Annotated in this window: 21 protein-coding genes and 1 riboswitch; of the genes, 10 read left to right on the top strand and 11 right to left on the bottom strand. The window is 70.0% G+C overall.

Going from position 1 to position 26,111, the window contains the following annotated elements:
• Positions 1-3: 3 nt before the first annotated feature.
• The 8 genes from nuoN to HND91_RS13390 all read left to right on the top strand — a co-directional run bounded on the left by nuoN (position 4) and on the right by HND91_RS13390 (position 7,372).
• Positions 4-1,437: an NADH-quinone oxidoreductase subunit NuoN gene (nuoN, locus tag HND91_RS13425; RefSeq protein WP_181707079.1), complete on the top strand. Its 1,434-nt coding sequence runs from the start codon at positions 4-6 to the stop codon at positions 1,435-1,437.
• A 10-nt stretch (positions 1,438-1,447) separates the two neighbouring features.
• Positions 1,448-2,218, top strand: coding sequence for a biotin--[acetyl-CoA-carboxylase] ligase (locus HND91_RS13420; RefSeq protein WP_181707078.1), 771 nt, complete (start codon positions 1,448-1,450; stop codon positions 2,216-2,218).
• A 13-nt stretch (positions 2,219-2,231) separates the two neighbouring features.
• Positions 2,232-2,858 (top strand): pyroglutamyl-peptidase I, encoded by a 627-nt coding sequence (locus HND91_RS13415; protein WP_181707077.1) that lies wholly within the window; start codon positions 2,232-2,234, stop codon positions 2,856-2,858.
• A gap of 291 nt (positions 2,859-3,149) precedes the next feature.
• Positions 3,150-4,763, top strand: coding sequence for a ribonuclease J (locus HND91_RS13410; RefSeq protein WP_181707157.1), 1,614 nt, complete (start codon positions 3,150-3,152; stop codon positions 4,761-4,763).
• Between the two features lie 52 nt (positions 4,764-4,815).
• Positions 4,816-5,220 carry a methylmalonyl-CoA epimerase gene (gene mce / locus HND91_RS13405; protein WP_181707076.1) on the top strand — a complete coding sequence of 135 codons (405 nt, stop codon included), beginning with the start codon at positions 4,816-4,818 and terminating at the stop codon, positions 5,218-5,220.
• A 164-nt stretch (positions 5,221-5,384) separates the two neighbouring features.
• Entirely contained in the window at positions 5,385-6,242 is an 858-nt protein-coding gene (gene panC, locus HND91_RS13400) for a pantoate--beta-alanine ligase (protein ID WP_181707075.1), read from the top strand.
• 12 nt (positions 6,243-6,254) lie between these two features.
• Positions 6,255-7,082, top strand: a complete 828-nt coding sequence (panB, locus tag HND91_RS13395) for a 3-methyl-2-oxobutanoate hydroxymethyltransferase (protein ID WP_181707074.1) — start codon at positions 6,255-6,257, stop codon at positions 7,080-7,082.
• On the top strand, positions 7,079-7,372 hold the full coding sequence (locus HND91_RS13390) for a DUF1467 family protein (protein ID WP_246329464.1): 294 nt from the start codon (positions 7,079-7,081) through the stop codon (positions 7,370-7,372). The genes panB and HND91_RS13390 overlap by 4 nt, the downstream gene beginning before the upstream one ends.
• Before the next feature lie 54 nt (positions 7,373-7,426).
• Here HND91_RS13390 and HND91_RS13385 read toward each other — a convergent pair whose 3' ends face one another.
• From HND91_RS13385 to HND91_RS13370, 4 genes are all read right to left on the bottom strand, one after another.
• Positions 7,427-8,671: an SAM-dependent methyltransferase gene (locus HND91_RS13385; protein ID WP_181707073.1), complete on the bottom strand. Its 1,245-nt coding sequence runs from the start codon at positions 8,669-8,671 to the stop codon at positions 7,427-7,429.
• 138 nt (positions 8,672-8,809) lie between these two features.
• Complete coding sequence (locus HND91_RS13380; protein WP_181707072.1) at positions 8,810-9,673, bottom strand: DUF1365 domain-containing protein; 864 nt, start codon at positions 9,671-9,673, stop codon at positions 8,810-8,812.
• The gene (locus HND91_RS13375) at positions 9,670-10,971 is read right to left on the bottom strand and encodes an NAD(P)/FAD-dependent oxidoreductase (protein ID WP_181707071.1); all 1,302 of its coding nucleotides are present in this window, start codon (positions 10,969-10,971) and stop codon (positions 9,670-9,672) included. Before HND91_RS13375 ends, HND91_RS13380 begins: the two co-directional genes overlap by 4 nt.
• Before the next feature lie 56 nt (positions 10,972-11,027).
• Positions 11,028-12,470 (bottom strand): cryptochrome/photolyase family protein, encoded by a 1,443-nt coding sequence (locus tag HND91_RS13370; RefSeq protein ID WP_181707070.1) that lies wholly within the window; start codon positions 12,468-12,470, stop codon positions 11,028-11,030.
• A 251-nt stretch (positions 12,471-12,721) separates the two neighbouring features.
• A riboswitch (glycine riboswitch) is annotated at positions 12,722-12,814 on the top strand.
• Between the two features lie 126 nt (positions 12,815-12,940).
• Between HND91_RS13370 and HND91_RS13365 the strand changes: the two genes are divergently transcribed.
• Positions 12,941-14,362, top strand: coding sequence for an L-serine ammonia-lyase (locus HND91_RS13365; protein WP_181707069.1), 1,422 nt, complete (start codon positions 12,941-12,943; stop codon positions 14,360-14,362).
• 22 nt (positions 14,363-14,384) lie between these two features.
• Here the strand turns inward: HND91_RS13365 and HND91_RS13360 are convergent, their stop codons facing one another.
• The 4 genes from HND91_RS13360 to HND91_RS13345 form a co-directional block, all read right to left on the bottom strand.
• Positions 14,385-15,872, bottom strand: a complete 1,488-nt coding sequence (locus HND91_RS13360) for a lipopolysaccharide biosynthesis protein (protein WP_181707068.1) — start codon at positions 15,870-15,872, stop codon at positions 14,385-14,387.
• Positions 15,873-16,060: 188 nt separating this feature from the next.
• Positions 16,061-16,822, bottom strand: coding sequence for a molybdate ABC transporter substrate-binding protein (gene modA / locus HND91_RS13355; RefSeq protein ID WP_181707155.1), 762 nt, complete (start codon positions 16,820-16,822; stop codon positions 16,061-16,063).
• A gap of 202 nt (positions 16,823-17,024) precedes the next feature.
• On the bottom strand, positions 17,025-17,501 hold the full coding sequence (locus tag HND91_RS13350; RefSeq protein WP_246329463.1) for a MarR family winged helix-turn-helix transcriptional regulator: 477 nt from the start codon (positions 17,499-17,501) through the stop codon (positions 17,025-17,027).
• 138 nt (positions 17,502-17,639) lie between these two features.
• Positions 17,640-18,890, bottom strand: coding sequence for a VWA domain-containing protein (locus HND91_RS13345; protein WP_181707067.1), 1,251 nt, complete (start codon positions 18,888-18,890; stop codon positions 17,640-17,642).
• Between the two features lie 481 nt (positions 18,891-19,371).
• Here HND91_RS13345 and HND91_RS13340 point away from each other — a divergent pair, with 481 nt between their 5' ends.
• Positions 19,372-20,265 (top strand): dihydrodipicolinate synthase family protein, encoded by an 894-nt coding sequence (locus tag HND91_RS13340; protein ID WP_181707066.1) that lies wholly within the window; start codon positions 19,372-19,374, stop codon positions 20,263-20,265.
• A gap of 85 nt (positions 20,266-20,350) precedes the next feature.
• Here HND91_RS13340 and HND91_RS13335 read toward each other — a convergent pair whose 3' ends face one another.
• From HND91_RS13335 to HND91_RS13325, 3 genes are all read right to left on the bottom strand, one after another.
• On the bottom strand, positions 20,351-21,022 hold the full coding sequence (locus HND91_RS13335) for an RES domain-containing protein (RefSeq protein WP_181707065.1): 672 nt from the start codon (positions 21,020-21,022) through the stop codon (positions 20,351-20,353).
• Entirely contained in the window at positions 21,019-21,534 is a 516-nt protein-coding gene (locus HND91_RS13330; protein WP_181707064.1) for an MbcA/ParS/Xre antitoxin family protein, read from the bottom strand. Before HND91_RS13330 ends, HND91_RS13335 begins: the two co-directional genes overlap by 4 nt.
• A 224-nt stretch (positions 21,535-21,758) precedes the next feature.
• Entirely contained in the window at positions 21,759-25,499 is a 3,741-nt protein-coding gene (locus HND91_RS13325) for a vitamin B12-dependent ribonucleotide reductase (RefSeq protein WP_181707063.1), read from the bottom strand.
• Positions 25,500-26,111: the final 612 nt, after the last annotated feature.

The raw sequence follows: 26,111 nt of genomic DNA, 5'->3' as shown, positions 1-26,111 counted from the left end.
ACCATGGTCGAACCCCACATCTTCTCCCTGGCCCTGCCCGAGATCATTCTGGCCGTCGGCTCGATGGCGCTGCTGATGATCGGCGTCTTCCTGGGCGAGCAGTCCACCCGGATCGTCACCAGCCTGTCGGTGGCGCTCCTCGCCCTCACGGCCATCGTGGTCATGAGCATGGACGCGGAGGGCATCACCTTCGGCGGCGCGTTCATCGTCGACGGCTTCGCCCGCTTCCTGAAGGTGCTCGCCCTCGTGGCCTCCGCCCTCGCCATCCTGATGGCGGTCGGCTACGTCAGGAAGGAGCGCTTCGAGCGGTTCGAGTTCCCGGTCCTCATCGTCATCTCCACCCTCGGCATGATGATGATGATCTCGGCCAACGACCTCATCTCGGTCTACCTCGGCCTGGAGCTCACCTCGCTCGCCTCCTACGTGGTGGCGGCGATCCACCGCGACGACGCCAAGTCGTCCGAGGCGGGCATGAAGTATTTCGTCCTCGGCGCGCTCTCGTCGGGCATGCTGCTCTACGGCGCGTCGCTGGTCTACGGCTTCACCGGCCACACCGAGTTCGGCGCCATCGCGGCCTCGATCAGCGCGGCCGGCGGATCCTCCGTCGGCCTCGTGTTCGGCCTCGTGTTCCTCCTCGCCGGCATCGCCTTCAAGGTCTCGGCCGTGCCCTTCCACATGTGGACGCCGGACGTCTACGAGGGCTCGCCCACGCCGGTGACGGCCTTCTTCGCCGCCGCCCCGAAGGTCGCCGCCATGGCGGTCTTCGTGCGCGTGGTGATCGACGCCTTCGCGCCGGTCGGCACCGACTGGCAGCAGATCGTCTCCTTCATGGCGATCGCCTCCATGGCGCTCGGCTCGTTCGCCGCCATCGGCCAGCGCAACATCAAGCGCCTGATGGCCTACTCGTCGATCGGCCACATGGGCTTCGCGCTGGTCGGCCTCGCGGCCGGCTCCGAGACGGGCGTCCAGGGTGTCCTCATCTACCTCGCCACCTACGTGGCCATGACCGCCGGCGGCTTCGCCTGCATCCTGGCGATGCGGCGGAACGGGGTGATGACCGAGACGATCGACGACCTCGCCGGCCTGTCGCGCACCAACAAGACCATGGCCTTCTTCCTCGCCATGATCATGTTCTCGCTCGCCGGCATCCCGCCGTTCGCCGGCTTCTTCGCCAAGTACTTCGTCTTCGTGGCGGCCATCGAGCAGGGCCTCGTGGCCCTCGCGGTGATCGGCGTGCTGACGAGCGTGGTCGGCGCCTACTACTACCTGCGCATCATCAAGGTCATGTACTTCGACGAGCCGGCCCCGGCCTTCGAGAAGACCCCCGTGGAGCTGAGCGTCGTGCTCTGGGCCACCGGCCTCTTCACCGTCTTCTTCGTCGTCGTCGCGGGCCCGATCAGCTCGGCCGCCGCCGCGGCGGCGAAGACGCTGTTCTGACGGTGACGCCATGACCAGGACGGACGCGGCGCCGGCGCTGCCGCCCGGATACCGCGTCCTCCGCCTCGACGAGGTCGGCTCCACCAACGCCGTCGCCCTGGAGCGGGCGGAGGGCGGCGAGCCGGCCGGCCTGTGGGTCGTCGCCCGGCGCCAGGTCGCCGGGCGCGGCCGCCAGGGCCGGGCCTGGACGTCCGAACCGGGCAACCTCTACTCGTCGCTGCTCCTGCGCGATCCCGCCCGGCCGGCGCACCTGGGCGAACTGCCGCTTGTCGTCGCGGTCGCCGTCCACGATGCGGTGGCAGACGTGCTGCCGCCGCCCGCCCGCGCGCCGCTGCAGATCAAGTGGCCGAACGACGTGCTCTACGGCGGCGCCAAGATCTGCGGCATCCTGGTTGAGGGCGCCGTCCACCGGGAGGGCCAGGTGGTCGTGGTCGGGATCGGCATCAACTGCCGGCACCATCCGCCCGAGGCCGCCTACGCGACCACGGACCTGACCGCCCTCGGCTTCCCCACCGACCCGCCCGCGCTGTTCGAGCGCCTCGCGGCCCGCATGGCGGCACGGTTCGCCGAATGGCAGGGCGGCGGCTTCGCGGCGATCCGGTCCGCCTGGCTGGCGCGCGCCAGGGGCGTCGGCGAGCCGATCCGGGTCCGGCTGCCGAACGAGACGCTCGCCGGCCGGTTCGAGGCGCTGGACGACAGCGGGCGGCTCCTGCTCCGGCTCGAGACCGGCGGCCTGCGCACCATCTCGGCAGGAGACGTCTTCTTCGGACCGGCGTCCTGATCGGAGACGACCCATGCGCCTGCTCGCGACCGGGTTCGAGGCTTTCGGCGGCGACCGGTTCAACCCGGCCGAGGCGATCGTGCATCGCCTGATCGCCCGCCCGCCGGTGGCCGACTTCCACGGACTGATCCTGCCGGTCGAGTATGGCAGGGCGGCCGAGGTCGCGCTCGCGGCCCTCGACGAAACGAGACCCGACGCCGTCGTGCTCTTCGGCCTCGCCGGCCGCTCCGCCGGCATCCGGCTGGAGCGGTTCGGCCGGAACACGGTGACGGCCACCGCGCCGGACAACGCCGGCGCCGTCTATACCGGCCAGACGATCGTGGCGGACGGCCCACCGCTGTTCGAGACCATGGTGGACGTCCATGCGCTGAAGGCCCGGCTCGCCGCCGCCCTGCCGGCGGTGGACGTGTCGGAGGACGCCGGCGGCTACGTCTGCAATGACCTCTACGCCCGCATGCTCCACGGCGTCACGGCCCGCGGCCACGCCACGCCGGTCCTCTTCGTCCACGTGCCGTGGGCCCATCCGCCGGTCGCCGCCGCCGACTTCGACGAGACGCCGCTCGACGCCCACGAGCGGGCGGCGCGGGCGGTGATCGGCGCGCTCGTCGATCAACTCTCGCCCGCCGCCGGAACCAGCTGACCGCGCCGGCGCTTCGAACCGGAGAATTCGCCGGTTCCGCCCCGTCGCGGTGGAACCCGCCTACGGTTTGCGCTAGGTTCACGGCCAAATGAACGAGGTCCGCCTCACCATCGCCGCATCACGCGGCCCTATCCGCATCATGACGATCGGTCGTGACGCCCTGGACGGTTCCATGGCGCCGCCTCGTCGTGATCGATCCAGAGTTCAGGAGTTTTTGCATTGAAGAAGCCCAAGGCCGACCGCATCGAGGATTTCGTGTTTCTACCCCTCGGCGGCGTCGGCGAAATCGGGATGAACCTCGCGCTCTATGGCATCGGTCCTGAAGACAGCCGCAAATGGCTGATGGTGGACTGCGGCGTGTCCTTCGCCGGCCCCGACCTGCCGGGCGTCGACCTGATCCTGCCGGACATCCGCTTCGTGGAGTCGGTGCGCAAGAACCTCGTCGGCATCCTCATCACCCACGCCCACGAGGACCATTACGGCGCGCTCTACGACCTGTGGCCGCGCCTGGAGGTGCCCGTCTACATGACGCCCTTCGCGGCGGCCCTCCATGCCGCCAAGCGCGAGATGGAGCCGGGCGCGCCGCGCATTCCCACCACCGTTCTGCAGCAGGGCGAGCGCCGCTCCATCGGGCCGTTCGACATCGAGCTGATCGCCGTGTCGCACTCCCTGCCGGAGCCGAACGCGGTGCTCTTCCGCACGCCGTTCGGCAACGTGCTCCACACCGGCGACTGGAAGATCGATCCGGAGCCCGGCATCGGCAAGCCGATCGACATGACGCGCCTCGGCGAGATCGCCCGCGAGGGCATCGACGCCATGATCTGCGATTCGACCAACGCCCCGCGCGAAGGCCGCAGCCCGTCGGAGGCGGACGTCGCCAAGGGCATGGCCGAGGTGATCGCCAAGGCCAAAAAGCGCGTCGCCGTCACCATCTTCGCGTCCAACGTGGCGCGCATCAAGTCGGTGGCCGAGGCGGCCCGGGCCAACGACCGGGAAGTCGTCATCCTCGGCCGCGCCATCAAGCGCGTCGTCGACGTGGCGACCGAACTCGGCATGCTCGACGGCCTGCCGCCCTTCCGCGACGAGGAGGCCTACGGCTACCTGCCGCCGGACAAGGTGGTCGCGCTCATCACCGGCAGCCAGGGCGAGCCGCGCGCCGCGCTCGCCAAGATCGCCTTCGACGAGCACCGCAACGTGGCCCTGTCGGCCGGCGACACCGTCATCTTCTCGTCCCGCACCATTCCGGGCAACGAGAAGGCGGTGGGCGCCATCCAGAACGCGCTCGTCACCCGGGGCGTCAGGATCATCACCGACCGGGACGCCATGGTGCACACCTCCGGCCACCCCCGGCGCGACGAAATGGCCGAGCTCTATCGGCTGATCAATCCCAAAGTCGCAATTCCCGTCCACGGCGAGGCGGTCCATCTTGCGGCGCACGCGGAGCTGGCCCGCTCGGTCGGCGTGCCGAAGGTCGCCATCCCGAAGAACGGCGCGATGATGCGCCTTCTGCCGGGTGACGCGCCCGAGGTGATCGAGCACACGCCGGTCGGCATCCAGGTGAAGGACGGCACGCTCATCCGCGAACCGGAGGTCTCCGGCGTCGTGGAGCGGCGGAAGATCTCCTTCGCCGGCGCCGTGGCCGTCACCGTGGTCATGGACGACCGCGGCGAGCTCGTCGGCGACTATGCGGTGTCCCTGTTCGGGCTGCCGCATCTCGACGACCGCGACACGCCGTTCCGCGACGTGGTCGCGGGCGTCGTGGAAGGCACCGTGGAGTCGATCCCGCGCCAGCGGCGCCGGGACGACGAGCTGGTCGCGGAGGCGATCCGCCGGTCGGTGCGGTCGGTCGTCAACGAACGCTGGGGCAAGAAGCCGCTCTGCGACGTGACGGTCCTGAGGGTCTGACGAGCCGGAGCGGCACCCCGCCCTCCGGCCCAACAAGGGGGAGGGAGTGACGATGATCGGACGGCTCAACCATGTGGCGATCGCTGTGCCCGACCTGGAAGCGGCGGCCGCCACCTATCGCTCGGTGCTCGGCGCCGACGTGAAACCGCCCCAGGCGGAGCCCGACCACGGCGTGACCGTGGTCTTCATCGAGCTGCCCAACACCAAGATCGAGCTCCTGGAGCCGCTGGGCGACGCCTCGCCCATCAAGGCCTTCCTGGAGAAGAACCCGTCGGGCGGCATCCACCACGTCTGCTACGAGGTGGACGACATCATCGCCGCCCGCGATCACCTGAAGTCCACGGGCGCCCGCGTCCTCGGCACCGGCGAGCCGAAGATCGGCGCCCACGGCAAGCCGGTGCTCTTCCTGCACCCGAAGGACTTCAACGGCACCCTGGTGGAGCTGGAGCAGGCCTGAGCGCCGCCGCCCGCCCATCGAGCCCACCGACGCGGCGGCCTGCGAGCCGCCGCTTTCGTTCAAGGTCGGGCCCACCCGCATATTCGGTGATGGCTTTCGAAGCCCGCCCGCAGTAGAAGACGGCCCATCGGGGGCGCCAGGGAGCGGAGGCTTCGCAAGGATCGATGGAAGTCCTCACCACCATCGCCGACGTGCGCCGTCGGCTCGAGCCGCACCGCCGGTCCGGCCGCACCATCGGCCTCGTGCCGACCATGGGCTTCCTCCACGTCGGCCACATGGAGCTCGTTCGCCGGGCCCGCGAGGCGAACGACATGGTGGTCGCGACCATCTTCGTGAACCCGCTCCAGTTCGGCCCCAACGAGGACTTCGCCCGCTATCCCCGCGACATGGACCGCGACCAGGCCATGCTGCGCGACGCCGGCGTCGACATCCTGTTCGCCCCGCCCGTGGAGGAGATGTATCCGGCGCCGCTCGACACCGCCGTCGATCTCCAGCACCTCGGCTCCATGCTGGAGGGCGAGCGCCGTCCGGGCCATTTCCGCGGCGTCGCCACCGTGGTGACGAAGCTCTTCAACATCGCCCAGCCCACCCGCGCCTATTTCGGCGAGAAGGACTACCAGCAGCTCGCCGTCATCCGCCGCATGGTGCGGGACCTGTCCGTCCCGGTCGACGTGGTCGGCGTGCCGACCGTCCGCGAGAGCGACGGCGTGGCCTGCTCGTCCCGCAACGTCTATCTTTCGCCCGAGGAGCGCGCCGCCGCGCCGGTTCTGTCGCGCGCCCTCGCCGAGGCGGAGGAGCGCATCGCCAAGGGCCAGCGCGACTTCATCCGCCTGCGCGCCCACCTGGAGGCGTTCCTCGTCCGCGAGCCGCTCGCCGACCCGGATCTCGTGGAGATCCGCGACGCCGCCACCCTCAACGAGGCGCGCGCCGAGTCCGAGGCGGTGGTCGTCCTCCTCGCCGTCCGGTTCGGCCGCACGCGCCTCCTCGACCAGCGGGTGATCCCGCTGCCTCGGTCGTCCTGAAGGATCCGCCGCATGAGTGCTCCCGTCCGGTCCAAGCGCACCTCGGTCTCAGACATCCGCGCCCTCAAGGGCGTGCGGCCGATCGTGTCGCTCACCGCCTATACGGCGCCGATGGCTCAGCTCCTCGACCCGCACGTGGACTTCCTGCTCGTCGGCGACTCCCTCGGCATGGTCATCTACGGCCTGGAGACCACCCTGCCGGTCACCGTGGACATGATGATCGCCCACGGCGCCGCCGTGGTGCGCGGCTCCCGGACGTCGCTCGTCATCGTGGACCTGCCGTTCGGCTCCTATCAGGAAAGCCCCGAACAGGCCTTCCGGACGGCGGCCCGCATCATCGCCGAGACCGGCGCCCAGGGCGTGAAGCTGGAGGGCGGCGAGGAGATGGCGGACACCATCCGCTTCCTCGTGGAGCGCGGCGTGCCGGTGCTCGCCCACGTGGGCCTCACGCCGCAGCTCGTCAACAGCTTCGGCGGCTACCGCACCCAGGGCCGCAACCAGGCCGAGGCCCAGAAGATCAAGGCCGACGCCACGGCGGTGGCCCAGGCGGGCGCGTTCGCCTTCGTCCTGGAAGGCACCCTGGAGCCGCTCGCCCGCGAGATCACGGACGCCTCGCCGGTGCCGGTGATCGGAATCGGCGCCTCGCCGCACTGCGACGGTCAGATTCTCGTGTCCGACGACATGCTGGGTCTTTTCAACGAGTTCATCCCGCGCCACGTGAAGCGCTATGCGAATCTTGGCGCCACGATCGGCGACGCCGCCGCGTCCTACGCGGAGGAGGTCAAGGCGCGGATCTTTCCGGCGCTGGAGAACACTTTCCAGCCCAAGCGTGGGGGATGACAATGACCATCGGCGGCGTGGGCAGCGGCAGCGCGATCGCGATCTTCTTCATCATCTGGTGGACCGTGCTGTTCGTGGTCCTGCCGTTCGGCGTCCGCTCCCAACTGGAGGAGGGCGCCACCGTCCACGGCTCCGACCCCGGCGCGCCGGCCCAGTCGCTGATGGCCCGCAAGCTCCTCTGGACCACCGCAGTCGCGGTCGTCTGCTTCGCCGTCTTCCTGGCCGTGATCAACTCCGGCCTCACCCTCGACATGCTCCCCGGCCCCAAGCCGGGCCATGCGGTGAACTGAGGCTTCAGTTCCGGGTGTCCGGGTGTGTGTCCGGGCGCGGCTGTCGCGCGGAGGTCACGCCCCCCGCGCGTACACGATCTGCCGGACGTCGATCATGCCCGACCGGAATCCCGCCTCGCAGTAGTGGAGGTAGTATTCCCACAGCCGCTTGAAGCGGGTGTCGAAGCCGAGCGGTTCCAGGGCCGGCCAGGAGGCCCAGAAGCGGTCGCGCCAGAGGGCGAGCGTGCGGGCGTAGTCGCGGCCGAACACCAGTTCGGCCACCTTGGTCATGCCTTCTGCCGTGGACACCCGGTCGAGCGCGGCCGGGCAGGGCAGCATGCCGCCCGGGAACACGTAGCGCTGGATGAAGTCCGGGGTCGCCCGGTACTGGTCGAACAGCCGGTCCTGGATGGTGATCACCTGCAGGCCCGCGGCGCCGCCCGGTTTCAGCCGCTGGTGCAGCGTGCGGAAATAGGTGGGCCAGTATTTCTCGCCCACGGCCTCGAACATCTCGATCGACGCGATCCGGTCGTAGAGGCCGGCCTCGTCGCGATAGTCCTGGAAGCGGATCGCCACCTTGTCGGCGAGCCCCGCCTCGAAGATGCGCCGCCGGGCGAAGTCGTACTGCTCGCGCGAGATGGTCAGCGCCGTCACCTGGCAGCCGATCTCCTTGGCGGCGAACTCGGCGAACCCGCCCCAGCCGCAGCCGATCTCCAGCACGTGGTGGCCCGTCTCCACGCCCGTGGTGCGGGCGAGGTGCCGGTACTTCTCGTTCTGCGCCGCCGGCAGGTCCTCGTCGCCCGACGGGAACAGGCCGGACGAGTAGGTCATCGTGGTGTCGAGCCACTGGGCGTAGAAGCTGTTGCCGAGGTCGTAGTGGGCGGAGATGTTCTTCTTGGCCCGGCGCGGCGTGTTCTCGTTCAGCCAGTGGCGCACCTTCAGGAACAGGCGGACCGCCGGGCTGTGGGACAGCTTCTCCTCCACCACGTGGTGGTTGTGGCAGAACACCTCCAGGAAGCTGGTCACGTCCGGGCTCGACCACTCGCCCGCCATGTAGCCTTCCGCCACCCCCATGTCGGCGGACGACAGCACCCGGCGGATGGCGCGGTAGTCGTGGATGACGATCTGGCCGTGCGGCCCGGGTTCGCGGCCGGGGATCCGGATGGTGCGGCCGTCCGGCAGCGTGACGTCCAGGCTGCCGTAGCGGAGCGCCCGCACCATGTGCAGGCTCCGACGGACGAGCGCCGGCAGCCCGCGCAAGACGCTGTCCTCGTTGGCTTCGGTCAGTTCAACGGGATGGTAGCTGCTCTGGCTGGTCATCGTGACGGTCCATCGTTCCAACGTCGACCGGCGTCCGGGTCGGTCCCGGCGCCGGCGCGCGCACCACATCTCCCGGTCGGCGTATGCTACCGGTCATCATGACAACAGGTCGTTCGGCGGGAAAGCCCGAAGACGGGATCAGGCCGCGCGGTCGAGAGCGCCGGACACCGGGCCCGCCTCGCTCGGATCTCGGTAGCTCACGGGTGGCGGCGGCGCGCCGCGGCTGAAATAGGGCGCCCCCTTCAGCCACAGGACCGCCGCCTCGTAATGAATGCCGGCGACCACCTTCAGCGTATGGAGCGGCATGGCGGCGAAGGTCCGCGCCAGCGCCCGCGCGGTCAGCGCGCGCCGCTCGCCGGCGAAGGTCGCCGCCAGCGTCGGGCCGTGCCGGTCCGTCTCCAGGATGCGCAGCCGGACGCCATCGCCGGGCGGCAGCACGCGGAAGTGGTAGCGCTGGTCCATGGGCATGAAGGGCGAGACGTAGAACAGCTTGTCCCGCTCCTGGCGAATGCCCGCCGCGCTCGCCTCGCCGTCCTCCACGGCCGCCACATAGGTGTGGCTCTCGCCGAAGGTGTTGCGCACCTCGTAGATCAGCGTCGTGGTCCGGCCGGCCTCGTCGAGGCAGAAGTAGACCGAGATCGGGTTGAACACGAAGCCGAGCACCCGCGGATAGCAGAGGAGCAGCACCCGCGCCGGCCGCGGCGCGCCCGCCCTGGCGACGAGCCGGTCCACGTAGGCCCTGAGCGGCGTGCCGTCGCGCGGGCCGTGGTCCGCCTCTCGGAACGAGAAGAGGTTGAACCGGCCGACCGAGAAGGCCGGCGACAGGCGGTCCGCCTCGGCGAGCCGGTCGAGGTCCACCAGGAGGTTCGCCACCCGGTAGGTGAAGCGGTGCGACAGCGGCCGCAGCCGCGCGTGCATCACCGACCCCACATAGAGGACGGCCGGATCCACCGGCGCCGGGCCGTTGCCGTCGGTCGTGGTCGGCAGGGCGCCCGTCGTCATTCGGCGGCCTCCAGCATGGGCACGGCCGGCTGCGTGCGCCACGGCACCACGCCGCCGAGCGCCTCGGCCACGGCAAGGCCCGAGGCGAGCCCGTCCTCGTGGAAGCCGTAGCCGGTCCAGGCGCCGCAGAACCAGGTGCGATTGCGCCCCTGCACCGACGGCAGCCGCTTCTGGGCGGCGATCGCCGCCGCGTCGAACTGCGGATGATCGTACTCGTACGTGCCGAACACCAGCTCGTCCTTCGGCGCCACGGTGGGGTTGAGCGTCACGAACAGCGGCTTCGACCGGTCGATGTTCTGCAACTGGTTCATCCAGTAGGAGACCGCGACCGGCCCCTTGGCGTCGTAGCCGTCCTGCCGGAGGTAGTTCCAGGACGACCACACCGACCGCCGCCGCGGCATCAGGGCCAGGTCGCGGTGGAGATAGACCTGGTTCGGCAGGTAGCGCACGTCCGTCAGGATGGACCGCTCCTCCGCCGTCGGGTTGGCCAGCATGGCGAGGGTCTGGTCCGTATGGGACGCGAAGACCACCTGGTCGAAGTGGTCCACGATGCCGGAGGCGGTCCGGACGCTGACCCAGTCGGCGAAGCGCTCCACCGCCACGACCGGGTCGCCGAGCCGCACGCGGCCGGTGGCCTTCAGGGGCGCGAGCAGCCGGCTGACGTAGGTGCGGCTGCCGCCGCGCACCGTGCGCCAGATCGGCCGGTCGATGTTGATCAGGCGGTGGTTGATGAAGAAGCGCGCGAAGCTCGCGGCCGGAAAGTCGAGCAGCTCCGCGTCCGGCGTCGACCAGATCGCCGCCCCCATGGGCACCAGGTAGTCGCGCACGAAGGTCCGGCCGAACTTGGCCCGATCGAGGTAGGCCCCGAGCGAGAGGCCCTCCATCCGGCCGGTCTTGAGGTCGTTGGCGCAGGACCGGTTGAACCGGACGATCTCGCGCAGCATCCACAGGAACTGCGGGCGGGCGAGGTTCCGCTTCTGGGCGAAGATCGTCGCCAGCGACGAGCCCGCCCACTCCAGCCGGCCGTTGTCGATGGAGACGCCGAAGCTCATGTTGCTCGCCTCGGTATCCACCTCCAGGTAGCGGAAGAGCGCGACGAGGTTGGGGTAGTTCAACTCGTTGTAGACGATGAAGCCCGTGTCCACCGCGATGGGCGTGCCGTCATAGTCCACGTCCACGGTCGCCGAATGGCCCCCGGCCCGGGGGCGCTTCTCGTAGAGGGTCACGTCATGGGTCGCCGAAAGGGCGAAGGCGCAGGCGTTGCCCGATATTCCCGAGCCGATGACGGCGATACGCATGAAGATGTCCTCTGGAGACGTCGGTGGTTATTGTTGTTCTGGTGCCTTGTCCCAAGCTATGCCGCGGCTCTCAGCCGGCCGAAAGCCGTAAGAGCACGATCCCTGGCATGGGCGTGGTCGACGATGGGGTCGGGATAGAGGGCGCGATGGTCGCCCGGAACGGTCCAAGGCCGGTGGATGGCGTTGCGGCTGAGACCGGCGAGTTCGGGCACCCAACGCCGCACGTAGGCGCCGTCCGGATCGAACTTCTCGCCCTGGAGCATCGGGTTGAACACGCGGAAGAAGGGGGCCGCGTCCGCTCCGGAGCCCGCCACCCATTGCCAGCCCGCGGCGTTGCTCGCCGGGTCCGCGTCCACCAGCGTGTCGAAGAACCAGTCCTCGCCGATGCGCCAGTCGATGAGGAGATGCTTGATCAGGAAGCTGGCCGTAATCATCCGCACTCGGTTGTGCATGAACCCGGTGGCCCAGAGCTGCCGCATCCCGGCGTCGACGATCGGATAGCCGGTCCGGCCGGCCTGCCAGGCCTTCAGGTCCGCCTCCGTGTCCGGCCGCCAGCCGAAACCGTCGAACCGGCTCTGGAAGTTGCGCGTCGGAAGATCGGGGTGGTGGAACAGGAGGTGGTAGGAGAACTCCCGCCAACCGAGCTCCGTGTCGAACTTGGCCGCGTTCAGCGGCGCGACCGCCTTCGTCTCCCCGGCGAGGAGTACGGCCTGACGCACGGTACGGACGCTGATCTCCCCGTGCCGCAGGTGGGGCGACAGCATGGAGACCGCGTCAGCCGCCGGTTCGTCCCGCCGGGCCGCGTAGCGGGGCAGGCCCTTTTCCAGGAACCGGCGCAGCCGCGCAGCGGCCCCGGCCTCGCCCGGCTGCCACGTGTCGCGGAGCCCGCCCGCCCAGTCCGGTGCCCTCGGCAGCAGCCTGAGCGCCGCGAGCGGCACGCCGTCCGGGCCCTCCGCCGGGCTCGGCGTCAGGTCGGGGACGGGGAGGGGAGCCGCTTCGCCGATCGCCGCCCGCGCGGCCTTCCAGTAGGGCGTGAACACCTTGAACGACCCGCCGGACCGGGGCGCGACATCCCAGGGCTCCACGAGGAGGTTGCCGCTGTGGCTCTCCACCGTCACGCCGTCGGTGCGGAGGCGTTCCTTCAGGGCCGCGTCAGTCGCCCGTTCCTCGGCGCCGTAGCGGCGGTTCCAGTGGATCGCCGAAGCCCTCGCCTCCGCCACCACGCCGGGCACCACGTCCGCCTCCGGCCCGCGGGCGAGCACCAGCCGCACGCCCCGCGCGGCGAGGTCGGCCCCGAGCCGGTCGAGGCTGTGGTGCAGCCACCAGCGCGACGCGCCGCCGATCGGGCGCCGGCCCGGCGTCTCGTCCAGCACGTGGAGGGCGACGATCGGGCGCTTCAGGGCGGCGGCGGCCGAAAGGGCCGGATTGTCGGCAAGGCGCAGATCGTCGCGGAACCACACGACAACCGGTGTTCCATCCCTGTCCTGCCGTCCGCCCATGCCCGACCGCCCTCGACCCGCGCCTCGCATCCGCGCGGACCCGATCGCCCACGCCCACGCCCGATTGTCCACCCATTACGGTCACTTGGCCGCACCGGATCAGGCTCGCGACGACGATCGGCGACGATGGCGTGTTCGTGATGCAAGCGTGACGCGAAGCGCGGCCGTAGGGCTCACGTCGCCTTTCCACCGTCGATCGGTCGCCCCTGGGGGCTTGTGGCTGCCGGTCGGCGACACCATAGTGCGGCGAACCATCCCTCGCGGGAGAGACCGGCCGTTCGCGGGCCGGCGCCGTAGGAGCAACCGCCCCGGAAACTCTCAGGCACAGGCACCGCGCGGGGATCGAAGCATCTGGAGAGTTGGGCGCCCCGGCGGGCGCTCCGCCGAAGGGCTAGCGGCCTCAGGCGCAAGGGACAGATGGGGCAACACCATATGGTCCGATCGCTTTCGCGTCTGGAGAAGCCCTGTCGATGAATGCCGCCGCCCAGCCGTTCCGCCCCGCCGCCGCTCTGCTGCCGGCCGCCGACGCGCCGGTCGCCGTGACCGATCTGTTCAAGATCGGCATCGGCCCCTCGTCCTCGCACACCATCGGACCCATGCGGGCCGCCAACACCTTCGTGACCGGCCTCGGCGATCGGCTGGCCGATGTCGCCCGGCTGACGGCCACCGCCTTCGGCTCGCTCGCCTGGACCGGCTCGGGACACGCCACGGACAAGGCCATGATCCTCGGTCTCGCCGGGCTCCGGCCCGACAGCCTGGACCCGGACGAGGCCGAGAGCCGCCTGGCCGAGATCCGCGCCGGCAAGGTGCTGCCGCTACCCGACGGGCGCGCCATCCGGTTCGATCCGGCCGAGGACGTCGTGTTCGACCGCCAGCAGGTGTTCGACCGCCACCCGAACGCCATGCGCTTCCAGGCGCTGGACACCGACGGCCGCGTGCTCGCCTCGGAAGTCTGGTTCTCCGTCGGCGGCGGCTTCGTGATCCGCGAGGGCGACGAGACCGGGGAGTGCGACCTCGTCCAGGTGCCGCATCCCTACCAGGTGGCGGACGAACTCCTGTCCGTCGCCGAGGCCGCCGGCCTTTCGATCGCCGACCTGACGCTCGAGAACGAGGCGGCGCGTCGGCCGCGGGACGCGGTGATCGCCGACATCGACCGCATCGCCGAAACCATGTTCGCCTGCATCGACCGGGGCCTGCAGCAGGAGGGCGAACTCAGCGGCGGCCTCCGGGTGAAGCGGCGCGCCAAGCGCATCTTCGAGCGGCTGGAGGAGCGGCGGAACACCAACGACCGCGCTCCGCACGCCGCCATGGACTATGTCTCCGTCTTCGCCATCGCCGTGAACGAGGAGAACGCCGCCGGCGGCCGGGTGGTCACGGCGCCGACCAACGGCGCGGCCGGCGTGGTGCCGGCGGTGTTGCGCTACTACCGCGACTTCTGCCCCGGCGCGGACCGGAACGGAATCCGCACCTTCTTCCTCGCCGCCGCCGCCATCGGCGGCCTGATCAAGCGCAACGCCTCCATCTCGGGCGCCGAGGTCGGCTGCCAGGGGGAGGTGGGCTCCGCCGCCGCCATGGCCGCCGCCGGGCTCTGCGCCGCCCTCGGCGGCACCAATGCCCAGGTGGAGAACGCCGCCGAGATCGCCATCGAGCACCACCTCGGCATGACCTGCGACCCGGTCGGCGGCCTCGTCCAGATCCCCTGCATCGAGCGCAACGCCTTCGGCGCCATCAAGGCCATCAACGCGGCGTCGCTCGCCCTCCACGGCGACGGGGAGCACATCGTCTCCCTCGACACCGTCATCGAGACCATGCGTCAGACCGGCCTCGACATGCAGTCCAAGTACAAGGAGACCAGCCTCGGCGGCCTCGCGGTGAACGTCACCGCGTGCTGACGGCCGCCGCTGGAGGCCGGGATCAGAACACCCGCCGCGCAGTCGCCAGGATGGACGAGACGTTCTTCTCGAACACCATTCGCTTGTCCGCCCACATCACCAGCACCGCCCCGTAGACGAGGTAGCTGAGCACGAACAGGCCGGCGAAGTGCACGACCGTCAGGTCGTCCAGGCTGCGGCCGGTCACGATCAGCGCGGCGCTCGCGGCGACGCAGCCCGCCACATGCGGCACCGCCATGTTGACCATGTCGCGCACTCGCACCGGACCCTCCTTGCCGACCACCGACCAGACCGCCGGGATGCGCACCAGATAGTCGCCGATCACCAGCGCGATCGCCACGCCGACCGCCCCCCAGGAGAGGCCGACCAGGATGGCGGTCACCACGACGACCGAGTCGATCACGCCGACGCGGAAGATGTCACCGCCCCGCCCCTGGCTGAACAGCAGCCATCCGGCGGTCGGCAGCATCACCTGATGGAGGGCGCAGAGGCCCAGCCACTGGAAGATCGGCGCGGCCGGCACCCAGTGCTCGCCGAGGAGGGTGCGGAACACGTCTTCGGCGAAGATCAGCACCACCAGCACGGCCGGGTGCGTGACCGACAGCATGAGGGTGACGGCCTCCGTGTAGACCTGCCGGTAGCGCGGGCCGTCTCCGGCGAGCCGCGACAGGATCGGCACGAACACCCGGCCGAGCGGGGAGGCCACTTGGGTGATCGGCATCAGGAGGAGCTTGTACGACCGGTCGTAGAGGCCGAGCGTCTCCTGGCCGTAGAACTTGCCGATCAGGACCTTGTCGATGTTCTGGGCGAGGTAGTTCAGGAAGGCGCTGCCCGAGATGCCCGCGCCGAGGCCCATGATCTCCTTGAACGCCCCCTGGAACGACGGGCGCGTCGGAACCCAGCGGGCCGCGATCCAGATGCCGGCCACGTTGACGACCGCCGTCACCAGCATCTGGATGAAGATGGCCCAGTAGGTCTGGTAGACGTAGGCGATGTAGACCGCCGCGAAGAAGCCGATCAGCGTGGACGAGATCTCGATGCTGGCGATCGAGACGAACTGCATGCGCCGCGCCAAGATGGCCGACGGCTGCGACTGCAGCATCCAGAGCACCAGGAGCGTCGAGAAGCCGAGCGTGACCGCCACGATCCGGTCGTCGCCGTAGAAGTCGGCCAGGAGCGGGGCCGCGAGGGCGAGAAGCGCCGCCAGCACCATGCTGGCGCCGAGCGTGAGGAAGAAGAGCGCGCTGATCTGGGCGCTCGTCACCGTCTTGCGCTGGACGATCGCCTGGCCGACGCCGAGGTCCTGGGTCATGGCCACCAGCGCCGCCGCCGGCGCCACCATGCCGATCAGGCCGAAGTCGGAGGGCGTCAGCAGGCGGGCCAGGACTATGCCGGAGATGAAGCCGACGGCCAGCCGGACGGCTTGCGATGCCCCTGTGATCAGAACACTTGTGGTCGCGTGCGACCGCGTCGTCTTCTGTTGGGGATCGAACTCACCCGCTTCCATCATCCAGCTTCCCGTCTGAGCCGCCCGGCCACCCCATGCCTTCGGATACTGGATGAACGATATATTGTATATCTCGCATCCGTAGCACGTTAAAACATCATGAACGGCCGCCCGGCTGCTCGATGCGCCATCCTCTGCGTGCTCCCTCCGCGCGACGGGCCGCGGCGGCGTCCGTCCCGGTCGTCCGCCGGTCAGTTGCCGGCCTGGAGCACGGAGAACCCGGCGGCCTCGAACGCCGCCTGCGCCTCCGGCCCGGCCAGGAAGTCCACATAGGCCGCCGCCGCCGGGCTGTCGGCCTCGGCCGTGACCGCGACCGGATAGACGATCGGCGGATGGCTGTCCGCCGGGAAGGTGTCGACCACCATCACGCCCGGGTCGGCTGCGGCGTCCGTCGCATAGACGATCCCGAGCGCCGCCTCTCCGCGCGACACCAGCAGCAACGCCACGCGCACGTTCTCCGCCTCCGCCAGGCTGCCGGACACCGCGTCCCAGGCGCCGAGCGCCTCCAGCGCCGCCTTGGCGTACTTGCCCGCCGGCACCGCCGTCACCTCGCCGACCGCAAGGCGCCCGCCCGCGAGCGCGCCCGAGAGGTCGAACCCGTCCTCGATCGTCAGCGTGACGGGGCTGTCCTTGGCGGTGACCAGCACGAGGCTGTTGCCGATGAGGTTGGACCGGGTCTCCGTCCGGATCAGCGACCGTTCGGTCAGGTAGTCCATCCAGGCGAGATCGGCCGAGATGAACACGTCCGCCGGAGCGCCCTGCTCGATCTGCTTGGCGAGCGCGGAACTCGCCGCGTAGGACGCGGTCACTTCGGTGCCCGTCTTGTCCTGGAACACCGTCGCCAGATCGTCGAGCACCGTCTTCAGGCTGGCGGCGGCGAACACGGTCACCGTCTCGGCGCGGGCCGGCGCGTGCCCGGCGACCATCGCAAGCCCGGCGGCAAGCGCCAGCATCGGCAGCCTCGAGGGGAGGGAGAAGCGGGTCGGGATCATGGGCGTCCTCGCGAAGTGCTATATCCAGCTGGATATAGCGCATCATCCTTGCAGGCGGCTCGGATGGCAAGGCCGCGCACCGCGAATCCGAAGGTGCGGCTCGGGGCGCGGTGACCGCCTGCGGCCGACGTCGACGATCGCGCCTACGCGAGGGTCCTTGCTCCTATGCGGTCGCGTCCGCTTCGGGCGCGGTCCGTTCGCCCATGCTCGCCAGCAGCTTGTGGACGAGACGCTGGAACTCGGCCCGTTCGTCCGCCGTGAGGGCGGACAGGCTGGCGGTCTGGAACTCCAGCGCCAGCGGCACGATGGCCGCGTAGACGCTCTGTCCCTTCACGGTGAGCTCCAGAGAGACGAGCCGGCGGTCGGCCGGGTTGACGGTCTTGCTCACGAGGCCCGCCGCCTCCAGCGACCCGGCGGCCCGGCTCACCTTCACCTTGTCCATCCCGACGCGGGCGTAGATCTCGCGGATCGACACCCGCTGGTTCCCGGCGAGGTGGGCGATCACCCGCCATTCCGGAATGGTGATTCCGAAGCGTGTCTCGTAGATGGCGGCGAGGTCGGCGGAGAGCCGCGCCGCCAGTACGTTGACGAGATAGGGCATGAACTCGTCGAGCTTGAGGGTCGCGGTCGGTGACGCCAAGGCACCCTGCTTCCGTGTCGCGCTTTGAGGAACCGGCCCCGGGCGGGGGCCCGGCACCCGGCGGCGGAGCGGGCGGGTGCGCCGCCCATAGTCCGACACAAGCGGCGCGCCGGCAACGGTTCCGAGGCGGACCCGATCTCAGACCGAGAGGCGGAGCTGCTGGATCCGGTTGGCGATCGCCTTGTAGGCGGCCAGCAGTTCGGCGCCGTTCTTGGCGTCGAAGAAGAGCGCCGACCCGCCCTCCACCGTCGCGCAGGCCTTCAGCGTCTTCTTGGCGTCCGCGTTGTTGAGCTCGAAACCGACGGTATAGACCGTGATGCCCGCCGCCTTCATGGCCGAGCAGGTGGCGACCGCCTCGGCCTGCGACTTGGCGACGTTGGCGCCGCTCAACTTGCCGCCCCAGGTGTTGTAGAGGCCGTCGGTCATCAGGATGGCGATCTTCTTCACCCCCGAGGCGCCGTAGGACTTGGGCGCCGCCGTGCCGAGCACGTCGCTCCAGGCCGGCGAGAGGAGGCCGAACGCCCAGGCGGTGCCCAGGTGTCCGGCGGTGCTGGAGCCGGTCGGCAGCTTGTCGAGCCGCGAGAGCAGGGTGGCGCGCTCCGCCGTCAGCGGCAGCACTGCGCGCGACGGGCAGGAGCCGCCGGCGGCGAACGGCACCGCGAGCGGTGACACGTCCGTCGCGATGCTGCCGGAGACGCGCTCCAGCACGCACTTCGTGCTCTTGCCGCCTGACACCTTCCCGGCGAGGCCGCCCGCGTTCACCGCCGCGTCGAAGGGCGCGAGGCCGATCCGCACCTCGTTGGTGGTGCCGGTCGCCGGCATCAGCGTGTCGACGAGGCTCTTGGCGGCCTTCTCCAGCACGGCGATCTTGCGCCCGGTGCGGTCGGCCGTGAGCTCCGCCATGGAGCCGGTGAGGTCGAGCATCATGGCGATCTCCAGGGCGTCCCCGTCGATCGTGGAGGTGGACGAGATCGCCACCGGCAGCGCCTTGACGCCCGCAAGCCCCATGAAGGTGGTCGGCAACACGCCGCCGGCGGTCACCGTCACCGAATTGGCGGCGAAATCGGCCGTCGCGGCGAAGTCGGCGGTCGCGAAGCCGCTGGCGGTCTCGGCCGGGAAGTTGGCGTCATAGGCGGTGCGCGCGACCTTTTCGATCCGGGCCTTGTCGGTCACCCCGGCCGCCACCAGCTTCGCGGCGGCCAGCGACGCGGCGTCCACCGCGCCCGCCATGGCGCTCCGCACCGAGAGCGAGCGCCCGTAGTCGACGCTCGCGCCGATGGAGAGGAACACGCCGGCGCTCGCGATGGCGAAGAGCGAGACCATCGAGCCCCGGGTGTCGGACTTGAGCGAAGCGAGGGCGGATGTCAGCGAAGCGAGGGCGGTGCGCATGGTGGCCTCCGGCGCGGGGTCCCGCCGTGCCGCCGGCGGGTTCGTGCCGGTTCATCCGCAGGCCTCGTGCCGAATCCCCCCGTTCGCGCCAAGTCGCCGATCGGTTGGAAGCTAGATGTTTGATTTAGAATATCTTAAACATATGAGAGAGTTAGCGCCGATCGGGCCTTAAGCATTTCCCTTCACCGCTCGTTTACCTTGGCGGGGCGGAAACGCGACGAAAACCGGCCGAACGCCGCCGGTCCGCCACGGCCGCCGTCCCGAAACGGCACGCCCCCGCCGCATCGTTCCGGGGCACATCGGCGGAGAGGAAAGGGGGGCGCCCCGCCGGTCGGGCGCCGGTCCCATCGGGCCGGTCGCGCCCGCGCCCTCCGTGTCCGCCGGCATGCGCGCGGGACTTCCTCGGCCGCCGGTCGGCCGCTATTGTCGCGCCGGCCCGCCTCGCGGGCGCCGCGGCCCGTGGCTGACAGGGAGATGACGAGTGACCCCGTTCCTTGGCCTTTCGGCCTTTCCCCTAACACCCGCCGACGACCGGGGCCGCGTCGACGTGGACGCCCTCGGTCGTCTCCTCGAGCGGCTCTGCGTCGCCGGGGTGGACTCCATCGGTCTCCTCGGCAGCACGGGCATCTACATGTACCTGACGCGCGACGAACGGCGGCGGGCCGTGGAGGCCGCCGTCCGCGTGGTCGCCGGGCGCGCGCCCCTGATCGTGGGCGCCGGGGCCCTGCGCACCGATGCGGCCTGCGACCTCGCCCGGGATGCCGCCGAGGCCGGCGCCGACGCTCTCCTCGTCGCGCCGGTCTCGTACACGCCGCTCACCGAGACCGAAGCGTTCGAGCATTTCCGCGCCATCGCGGCGGCGACGCCCCTGCCTGTCTGCATCTACAACAACCCGAGCACGACCCATTTCACCTTCGGGCGGGGTCTCCTGGAGCGACTGTCCCGCATCGAGACGATCCGGGCCGTGAAGATGCCGCTTCCGGCGGACGGGGATTTCGCCGGCGAACTGTCGGCGCTCCGCGGAAGGACCGCCCTGGCGGTCGGCTATAGCGGCGACTGGGGCGCGGCGGACGCGCTCCTTGCCGGGGCCGACGCCTGGTACAGCGTGGTCGGCGGCCTCATGCCCCGCACCGCCCTGGCGCTCACGCGCGCCGCCCAGGCGGGCGACCGCGACGAAGTCCGCCGCCTCGACCAGCGCCTCCGCCCGCTCTGGGACACGTTCAAGGCGTACGGCAGCCTTCGGGTCATGTATGCCGTCAACGAGCGGCTCGGCCTGTCCGACGCGCGTCCGCCGAAGCCGATCCTGCCGCTCCAGGGCGCGGACCTCGACCGCGTGCTCGCCGCGTTCGACGCGATCCGGGACCTGGAAGCCTAGACATCCGCCCTTCGGCGCGCCATCCGCGGCACCCGGGCGCGCCGCCCCGGACCGAGCCCGGCGCAGGCGCGCTTGCAGGCTCTTCTCAGCCCGTCAGCCGCTTGGCCGCGATCCTCGTGGAGCCCGCCTCGACGGTGATCTCGAAGTGGTCCGCCTGCGTGACGTCCGTGACGTTTCCGGGCCGGTGCGCGACCACGTTCACGCCGCCCGCATGGCGAACGCTGTCGAACAGGATGCCCGCGCCGCCGGAGGCCCGGACCGCCTCGCCGAACGCCTGGGAGGCGATGTAGCTGGACGAGTCGTAGAGGTCCGCCCTCGCCCCCCGCTGTCCCCGGATGTCCACATAGTCGCCGAGCAGCCGCGCCGTGTAGGCGCGATACTGCCGGGACAGGGACGCCCGTGCGGTCGCGACCGCCTCGCGCCGCATGTGATGCCCGACCTCGACGACCGCCGTCGTCAGCGAAGCCGCCGCGTACCAGGCGCCGAGGTCAGGTCCGTTGAAGCGCATCCCGCCGGGCGCCACGTGCAGGAAGGCCGCCATGACGACGCTGGAGTTCGGTCGGCCGAAGACCCACTCGTGCCGTGGCAGCCGGGCGACGCGCTCGGCGACGAGCCGGTCGTTCGTCCACCCTTCCAGCTCCATCACGGCCTCCAGGTCGGCGGCCGTCGCCACCGTGTCGAAGAGGCCGATCGGCGGAAAGCGCGAGGGGATCAGGCGGAACGCCGGGTCCGGCGCCGGAGCGTGCGGATCGCTCACGTGAAGACGACGTCCGCGTCCGTGTACGGCCGGAAGGCCCGGTCGATCTCGTTCGGCGGCATGAAGAGCCCGCCGCGCGCCGCGTCGAGAAACCGCCGGACGCTCATGAGGCCATCCTGCGTCCCGCTCGTCACCAGCGCCATGGGCGGCCTGCCGCCGAAGAGCGGCGCCGCGTGCGGCGTCCTCAGCCACTCCACCCCGTCGCGCTCCGTCGCATGGAGGATGCCGAGGCTCTTGTGGATGCCGAGCACGATCGAGATGCGGGTCAGCATGTCCACGTCCAGCGTGATGTCCCGGTGCTCGCGGACCGCTTTCGCCCAGCCGTGATAGGTCGACCGCGACGGCATCCCGAGGGTGAGCAGCCGCTCATCCTCGGAAAGACCCCAGAGGTCCGCGATCGCCAGAAACGCCCGCAACCCCGGCCCGCTCAGCCGCCGCCGATTGGCGGCCGAGAACCGCTCGGGTCCGAGGGGAGGCGGGGTGTCGGTCTCGGTGGCAGGTCTGGTTGACATAGGCGGCTCCGTCTGGAACCGGATATAGTCCGGATCTGGACAATCGGCAACCCGGTAGGGGTGCATTCGTCGAAGCCGGCGCTACGCACCCGCCCACTCGGGCGCCCACCAGTGCTTCCCCGCCCTATCCGGTGCCCGGTGATCTCCGCCGGGCACCGTTATTCATCGGCGACATCCCACCACGATCAAGCAAGGATCGGTGCGGCTCGCCACCTCCCGTACGCTCAGCTGCAGCCGCTCGTGCCGCCACACGTGTCGCACTTCAGGCAGGTGCCGTTGCGCACCATGGTGAAGTTGCCGCACTCCGAGCAGGCCTCGCCCTCGTAGCCCTTCATGCGGGCCTCCTGGACCTTGGCGGCATAGTCCTTCTGCGGGGGCGCCTGGGTCACGCCCACGGCCACCGAGGCGGTGACGGCGGGTTCGCTGTCGAGGTCGCGCTTGAAGGCGGTGGCCGCGCCGCCGGCCGCGAAGGCGGTGACGCCGCTGCCGGCGCGGGCCGTCGCGAAGACGGAGCCCCCCGTCGCCGCCGCGGAGGCGGTCGCCCCGCCGCCGGCCGAGCCCTTCGGCTCCGGCGTGCCGGAGAACACCTTCAGCTGGGTCGGACGGCCGCGGACGAGGCCGTGGCTGACGATGCCCTCGGCCGCCTTCTCCTCCTTGATGCCGCCGCCGAGGCCGGTGTTGCCGGCGTCCTGGGGCACCACGTGGGCGAGGTCGTGCCGGCCGAGATAGCTGACGGCGAGCTCGCGGAACACGTAGTCCAGGATGGAGGTGGCGTTCTTGATGGCGTCGTTGCCCTGCACCATGCCGGCCGGCTCGAACCGCGTGAAGGTGAAGGCCTCCACGTATTCCTCCAGCGGCACGCCGTACTGCAGGCCCAGCGAGATCGCGATGGCGAAGTTGTTCATCATGGCCCGGAAGGCGGCGCCTTCCTTGTGCATGTCGATGAAGATCTCGCCGAGGCGCCCGTCGTTGTACTCGCCGGTGCGGATGTACACCTTGTGGCCGCCGACGATGGCCTTCTGGGTATAGCCCTTGCGCCGGTCGGGCATCTTCTCGCGGGCGCGGACGTGCCGCTCCACGATCCGCTCCACGATCCGCTCGGCCGCCGCCGCGGCGCGGGAGGCCACCGCCTTCTCGGCGACGATCGCCTCCACGGCGTCCTCCGCCTCGTCCTCGTCATCGGCGAGGAGCTGGCTGTTGAGCGGCTGGCTCAGCTTGGAGCCGTCGCGGTAGAGGGCGTTCGCCTTCAGGGCGAGCCGCCAGGAGAGCATGTAGGCTTCCTTGCAGTCGTCCACCGAGGCGTCGTTCGGCATGTTGATGGTCTTGGAGATGGCGCCCGAGATGAAGGGCTGCGCCGCCGCCATCATGTGGATGTGGCTCTCCACGCTGAGGTAGCGCTTGCCCGTGCGGCCGCACGGGTTGGCGCAGTCGAACACCGCATAGTGCTCGGTCTTCAGGAAGGGCGCGCCCTCCAGGGTCATGGCGCCGCACACGTGGGTGTTCGCCGCCTCGATCTCGGCCTTGGAATAGCCGAGGTGGGCGAGGAGCTCGAACGCCGGGTCGGCCATCTGGGCGTCGCTCACGCCGAGGGCCTTCATCTCCTCGTCGCCGAGGGTCCAGCGGTTGAACACGAACTTGATGTCGAACGCCGACTTCACGGCGCCGGCCAGCTTCTCGATCGCAGCGTCCGACAGGCCCTTGGCGCGCAGGGCGCCCGGGTTCACGTGCGGGGCCTGGGCGATGGAGCCGTGGCCCACCGCATAGGCCTCGATCTCGGCGATCTGGCTCTCCTTGTAGCCGAGGGCGCGCAGCGCCTCCGGCACGGCCCGGTTGATGATCTTGAAGTAGCCGCCGCCGGCCAGCTTCTTGAACTTGACGAGTGCGAAGTCGGGCTCGATGCCGGTGGTGTCGCAGTCCATCACGAGGCCGATGGTGCCCGTCGGGGCGATCACCGAAACCTGCGCGTTGCGGTAGCCGTGGGCCTCGCCGAGCGCGAGGGCCCGGTCCCAGGCGGCCTTGGCGGCCTCCACCAGGCGCTTGTCCTTTGCGGCCACGTGGTCCAGCGGCACCGGCGGGGTGCGCAGCTTCTCGTAGCCGTCCTTCAGGCCATGGGCCGCCCGGCGGTGGTTGCGGATCACCCGCAGCATATGGTCGGCGTTGGCCTCATAGCCCGGGAAGGGGCCGAGTTCCTTCGCCATCTCGGCCGAGGTCTCGTAGGCGACGCCCGTCATGATCGCCGTGATGGCGCCGCAGATGGACCGGCCTTCCGCGCTGTCGTAGGGAATGCCCGACGACATCAAGAGGCCGCCGATGTTGGCGTAGCCGAGGCCGAGGGTGCGGAACTCGTAGGAGAGCCGCGCGATCTCCTTCGACGGGAACTGCGCCATCAGCACCGAGATCTCGAGCACCACCGTCCACAGGCGGCAGCCGTGCTCGAACGCCTCGATGTCGAACGACTTGTCGGGCCGGCGGAACTGGAGAAGGTTCAGCGATGCCAGGTTGCAGGCCGTGTCGTCCAGGAACATGTATTCCGAGCACGGATTGCTCGCCCGGATCTCGCCGGAGGCCGGGCAGGTGTGCCAGTCGTTGATGGTGGTGTGGTACTGGATACCCGGGTCGGCGGACGCCCAGGCGGCGTGGCCAATCTGCTCCCAGAGGTCGCGGGCCTTCAGGCTCTTCACCACCTTGCCGTCTTTGCGGGCGGTCAGGTTCCAGGTGCCGTCGGTCTCCACGGCGCGCAGGAAATCGTCCGTCACGCGCACGGAATTGTTGGAGTTCTGGCCCGAGACGGTGAGGTAGGCCTCCGAATCCCAGTCGGTGTCGAACACCGGGAACTCGATGGAGGTATAGCCCTGGCGGGCGAACTGGATCACCCGGCGGATGTAGTTCTCCGGCACCATCGCCTTCTTGGCGGCGCGGATCTCGCGCTTCAGGCCGGGGTTCTTCAAGGGGTCCAGCCGGTCGTCGGCCGCCAGTTCGGCAGCGCCGGAGATCGCCTGCATGATGGCGGTCAGGTGCTTGGAGCAGGTCTTCGACCCGGTCACCAGCGCGGCGACCTTCTGCTCCTCCTTCACCTTCCAGTTGATGTACTGCTCGATGTCCGGATGGTCGATGTCCACCACCACCATCTTGGCCGCGCGCCGGGTGGTGCCGCCCGACTTGATGGCGCCCGCCGCTCGGTCGCCGATCTTGAGGAAGCTCATCAGGCCCGACGACTTGCCGCCGCCCGACAGCTTCTCGCCCTCGCCGCGCAGCTTGGAGAAGTTGGAGCCGGTGCCGGAGCCGTACTTGAAGAGGCGCGCCTCGCGCACCCAGAGATCCATGATGCCGTTGTCGTTGACGAGGTCGTCCTCGACCGACTGGATGAAGCAGGCGTGCGGCTGCGGGTGCTCGTAGGCGGACGCCGAGCGCACCAGTTCGCCCGTGTTCGGGTCCACGTAATAGTGGCCCTGGCTCGGGCCGTCGATGCCGTAGGCCCAGTGCAGGCCGGTGTTGAACCACTGCGGCGAGTTCGGCGCCACCTTCTGGGTGGCCAGCATGAAGCGGATCTCGTCGAAGAAGGCCTGCGCCGCCGCCTCGTCGTCGAAATAGCCGCCCTTCCAGCCCCAGTAGGTCCAGGTGCCGGCCAGCCGGTCGAACACCTGCCGGGCGTCGGTCTCGCCGCCGTAGCGCTCGCCCTCGGGCAGCTTGGCGAGGGCGGCGTCGTCCGGCGCCTTGCGCCACAGGAAGGACGGGACGTCGTTCTCCTCCACCGACTTCAGCGCCTTCGGCACGCCCGCCTTGCGGAAGTACTTCTGCGCCAGGATGTCGGACGCGACCTGGCTCCATTGCGCCGGGACCTGGATGTCCGCGGCGCGGAACACCACGGACCCGTCCGGGTTGCGGATCTCGCTGGTCGCCGAGCGGAACTCGACCTCCGCATAGGGAGACTGACCATCCTTGGTGAAACGCCGCTCGATCCGCATGCCGATAGTCCCTTGATGCCGCGCCGGCCCTCGACGGAAAACCCATGGAGGGCGTCCGACCGGCCGTCGTTCGTTAAAGACGCTGCTTCCGTCGCTGTCGCAAGGCCTTGCCTCCGGACCGGCCGAATGAGGTTCGCCACCTCATATAGTGTCTACCGGGTCCGGAAGGCCGCTACATCTAGACTGCACAACGAGTCTGGTTAAGGAGTCGTTTCAAAGTCCCGAGTCCTTTTCCCCAATTCGTTTTGCTTATCCACGCTCCCGGCGGAACTCCGTGTCGGACCGGGGCCGAACCCGCGAGAGTCTCTTGACCGACTTTTCGTCGGCGAAGCGATTCGCGTCCTCGGTGCCGGCCCGCCGCGGGGGCGACGAAGCCGTTCGCCCAGGGGAGGCCTGCCACCTGAAAGGCGGCAGACATCGACCGGGCGTCATGAGGAGAGGCTAGGGCGAGTCTGAAGGGCGCGTCAAGATGTAGAGTGCAGCGGCAGGGCGGCCACAAGATCTGGTGTTTCTTGGCAGAATCGCCCTCTGGTCTCCGCAGATCCGCCCAATTTTAGCCGAATCTCACGGAGCCGCTTCAAGCCCGCTTAAACGCCGCCTGCTAGGGTCGGG

The organism is Chthonobacter rhizosphaerae (genome assembly GCF_013839525.1).
Taxonomy (GTDB): domain Bacteria; phylum Pseudomonadota; class Alphaproteobacteria; order Rhizobiales; family Pleomorphomonadaceae; genus Chthonobacter; species Chthonobacter rhizosphaerae.
Note: the sequence above shows the minus strand (reverse complement) of the source record. Positions and strands in the feature narration are given on the sequence as shown.

Bases quoted from the DNA above. Each gene is read 5' to 3' on its own strand.
- mce (WP_181707076.1), top strand. From the start codon at position 4,816: ATGATCGGACGGCTCAACCATGTGGCGATCGCTGTGCCCGACCTGGAA.
- panC (WP_181707075.1), top strand. From the start codon at position 5,385: ATGGAAGTCCTCACCACCATCGCCGACGTGCGCCGTCGGCTCGAGCCG.
- HND91_RS13360 (WP_181707068.1), bottom strand. From the start codon at position 15,872: ATGATGGAAGCGGGTGAGTTCGATCCCCAACAGAAGACGACGCGGTCG.
- panB (WP_181707074.1), top strand. From the start codon at position 6,255: ATGAGTGCTCCCGTCCGGTCCAAGCGCACCTCGGTCTCAGACATCCGC.
- HND91_RS13390 (WP_246329464.1), top strand. From the start codon at position 7,079: ATGACAATGACCATCGGCGGCGTGGGCAGCGGCAGCGCGATCGCGATC.
- modA (WP_181707155.1), bottom strand. From the start codon at position 16,822: ATGCTGGCGCTTGCCGCCGGGCTTGCGATGGTCGCCGGGCACGCGCCG.
- HND91_RS13415 (WP_181707077.1), top strand. From the start codon at position 2,232: ATGCGCCTGCTCGCGACCGGGTTCGAGGCTTTCGGCGGCGACCGGTTC.
- HND91_RS13420 (WP_181707078.1), top strand. From the start codon at position 1,448: ATGACCAGGACGGACGCGGCGCCGGCGCTGCCGCCCGGATACCGCGTC.
- nuoN (WP_181707079.1), top strand. From the start codon at position 4: ATGGTCGAACCCCACATCTTCTCCCTGGCCCTGCCCGAGATCATTCTG.
- HND91_RS13370 (WP_181707070.1), bottom strand. From the start codon at position 12,470: ATGGGCGGACGGCAGGACAGGGATGGAACACCGGTTGTCGTGTGGTTC.
- HND91_RS13325 (WP_181707063.1), bottom strand. From the start codon at position 25,499: ATGCGGATCGAGCGGCGTTTCACCAAGGATGGTCAGTCTCCCTATGCG.
- HND91_RS13345 (WP_181707067.1), bottom strand. From the start codon at position 18,890: ATGCGCACCGCCCTCGCTTCGCTGACATCCGCCCTCGCTTCGCTCAAG.
- HND91_RS13380 (WP_181707072.1), bottom strand. From the start codon at position 9,673: ATGACGACGGGCGCCCTGCCGACCACGACCGACGGCAACGGCCCGGCG.
- HND91_RS13385 (WP_181707073.1), bottom strand. From the start codon at position 8,671: ATGACCAGCCAGAGCAGCTACCATCCCGTTGAACTGACCGAAGCCAAC.
- HND91_RS13375 (WP_181707071.1), bottom strand. From the start codon at position 10,971: ATGCGTATCGCCGTCATCGGCTCGGGAATATCGGGCAACGCCTGCGCC.
- HND91_RS13330 (WP_181707064.1), bottom strand. From the start codon at position 21,534: ATGTCAACCAGACCTGCCACCGAGACCGACACCCCGCCTCCCCTCGGA.
- HND91_RS13365 (WP_181707069.1), top strand. From the start codon at position 12,941: ATGAATGCCGCCGCCCAGCCGTTCCGCCCCGCCGCCGCTCTGCTGCCG.
- HND91_RS13410 (WP_181707157.1), top strand. From the start codon at position 3,150: ATGAACCTCGCGCTCTATGGCATCGGTCCTGAAGACAGCCGCAAATGG.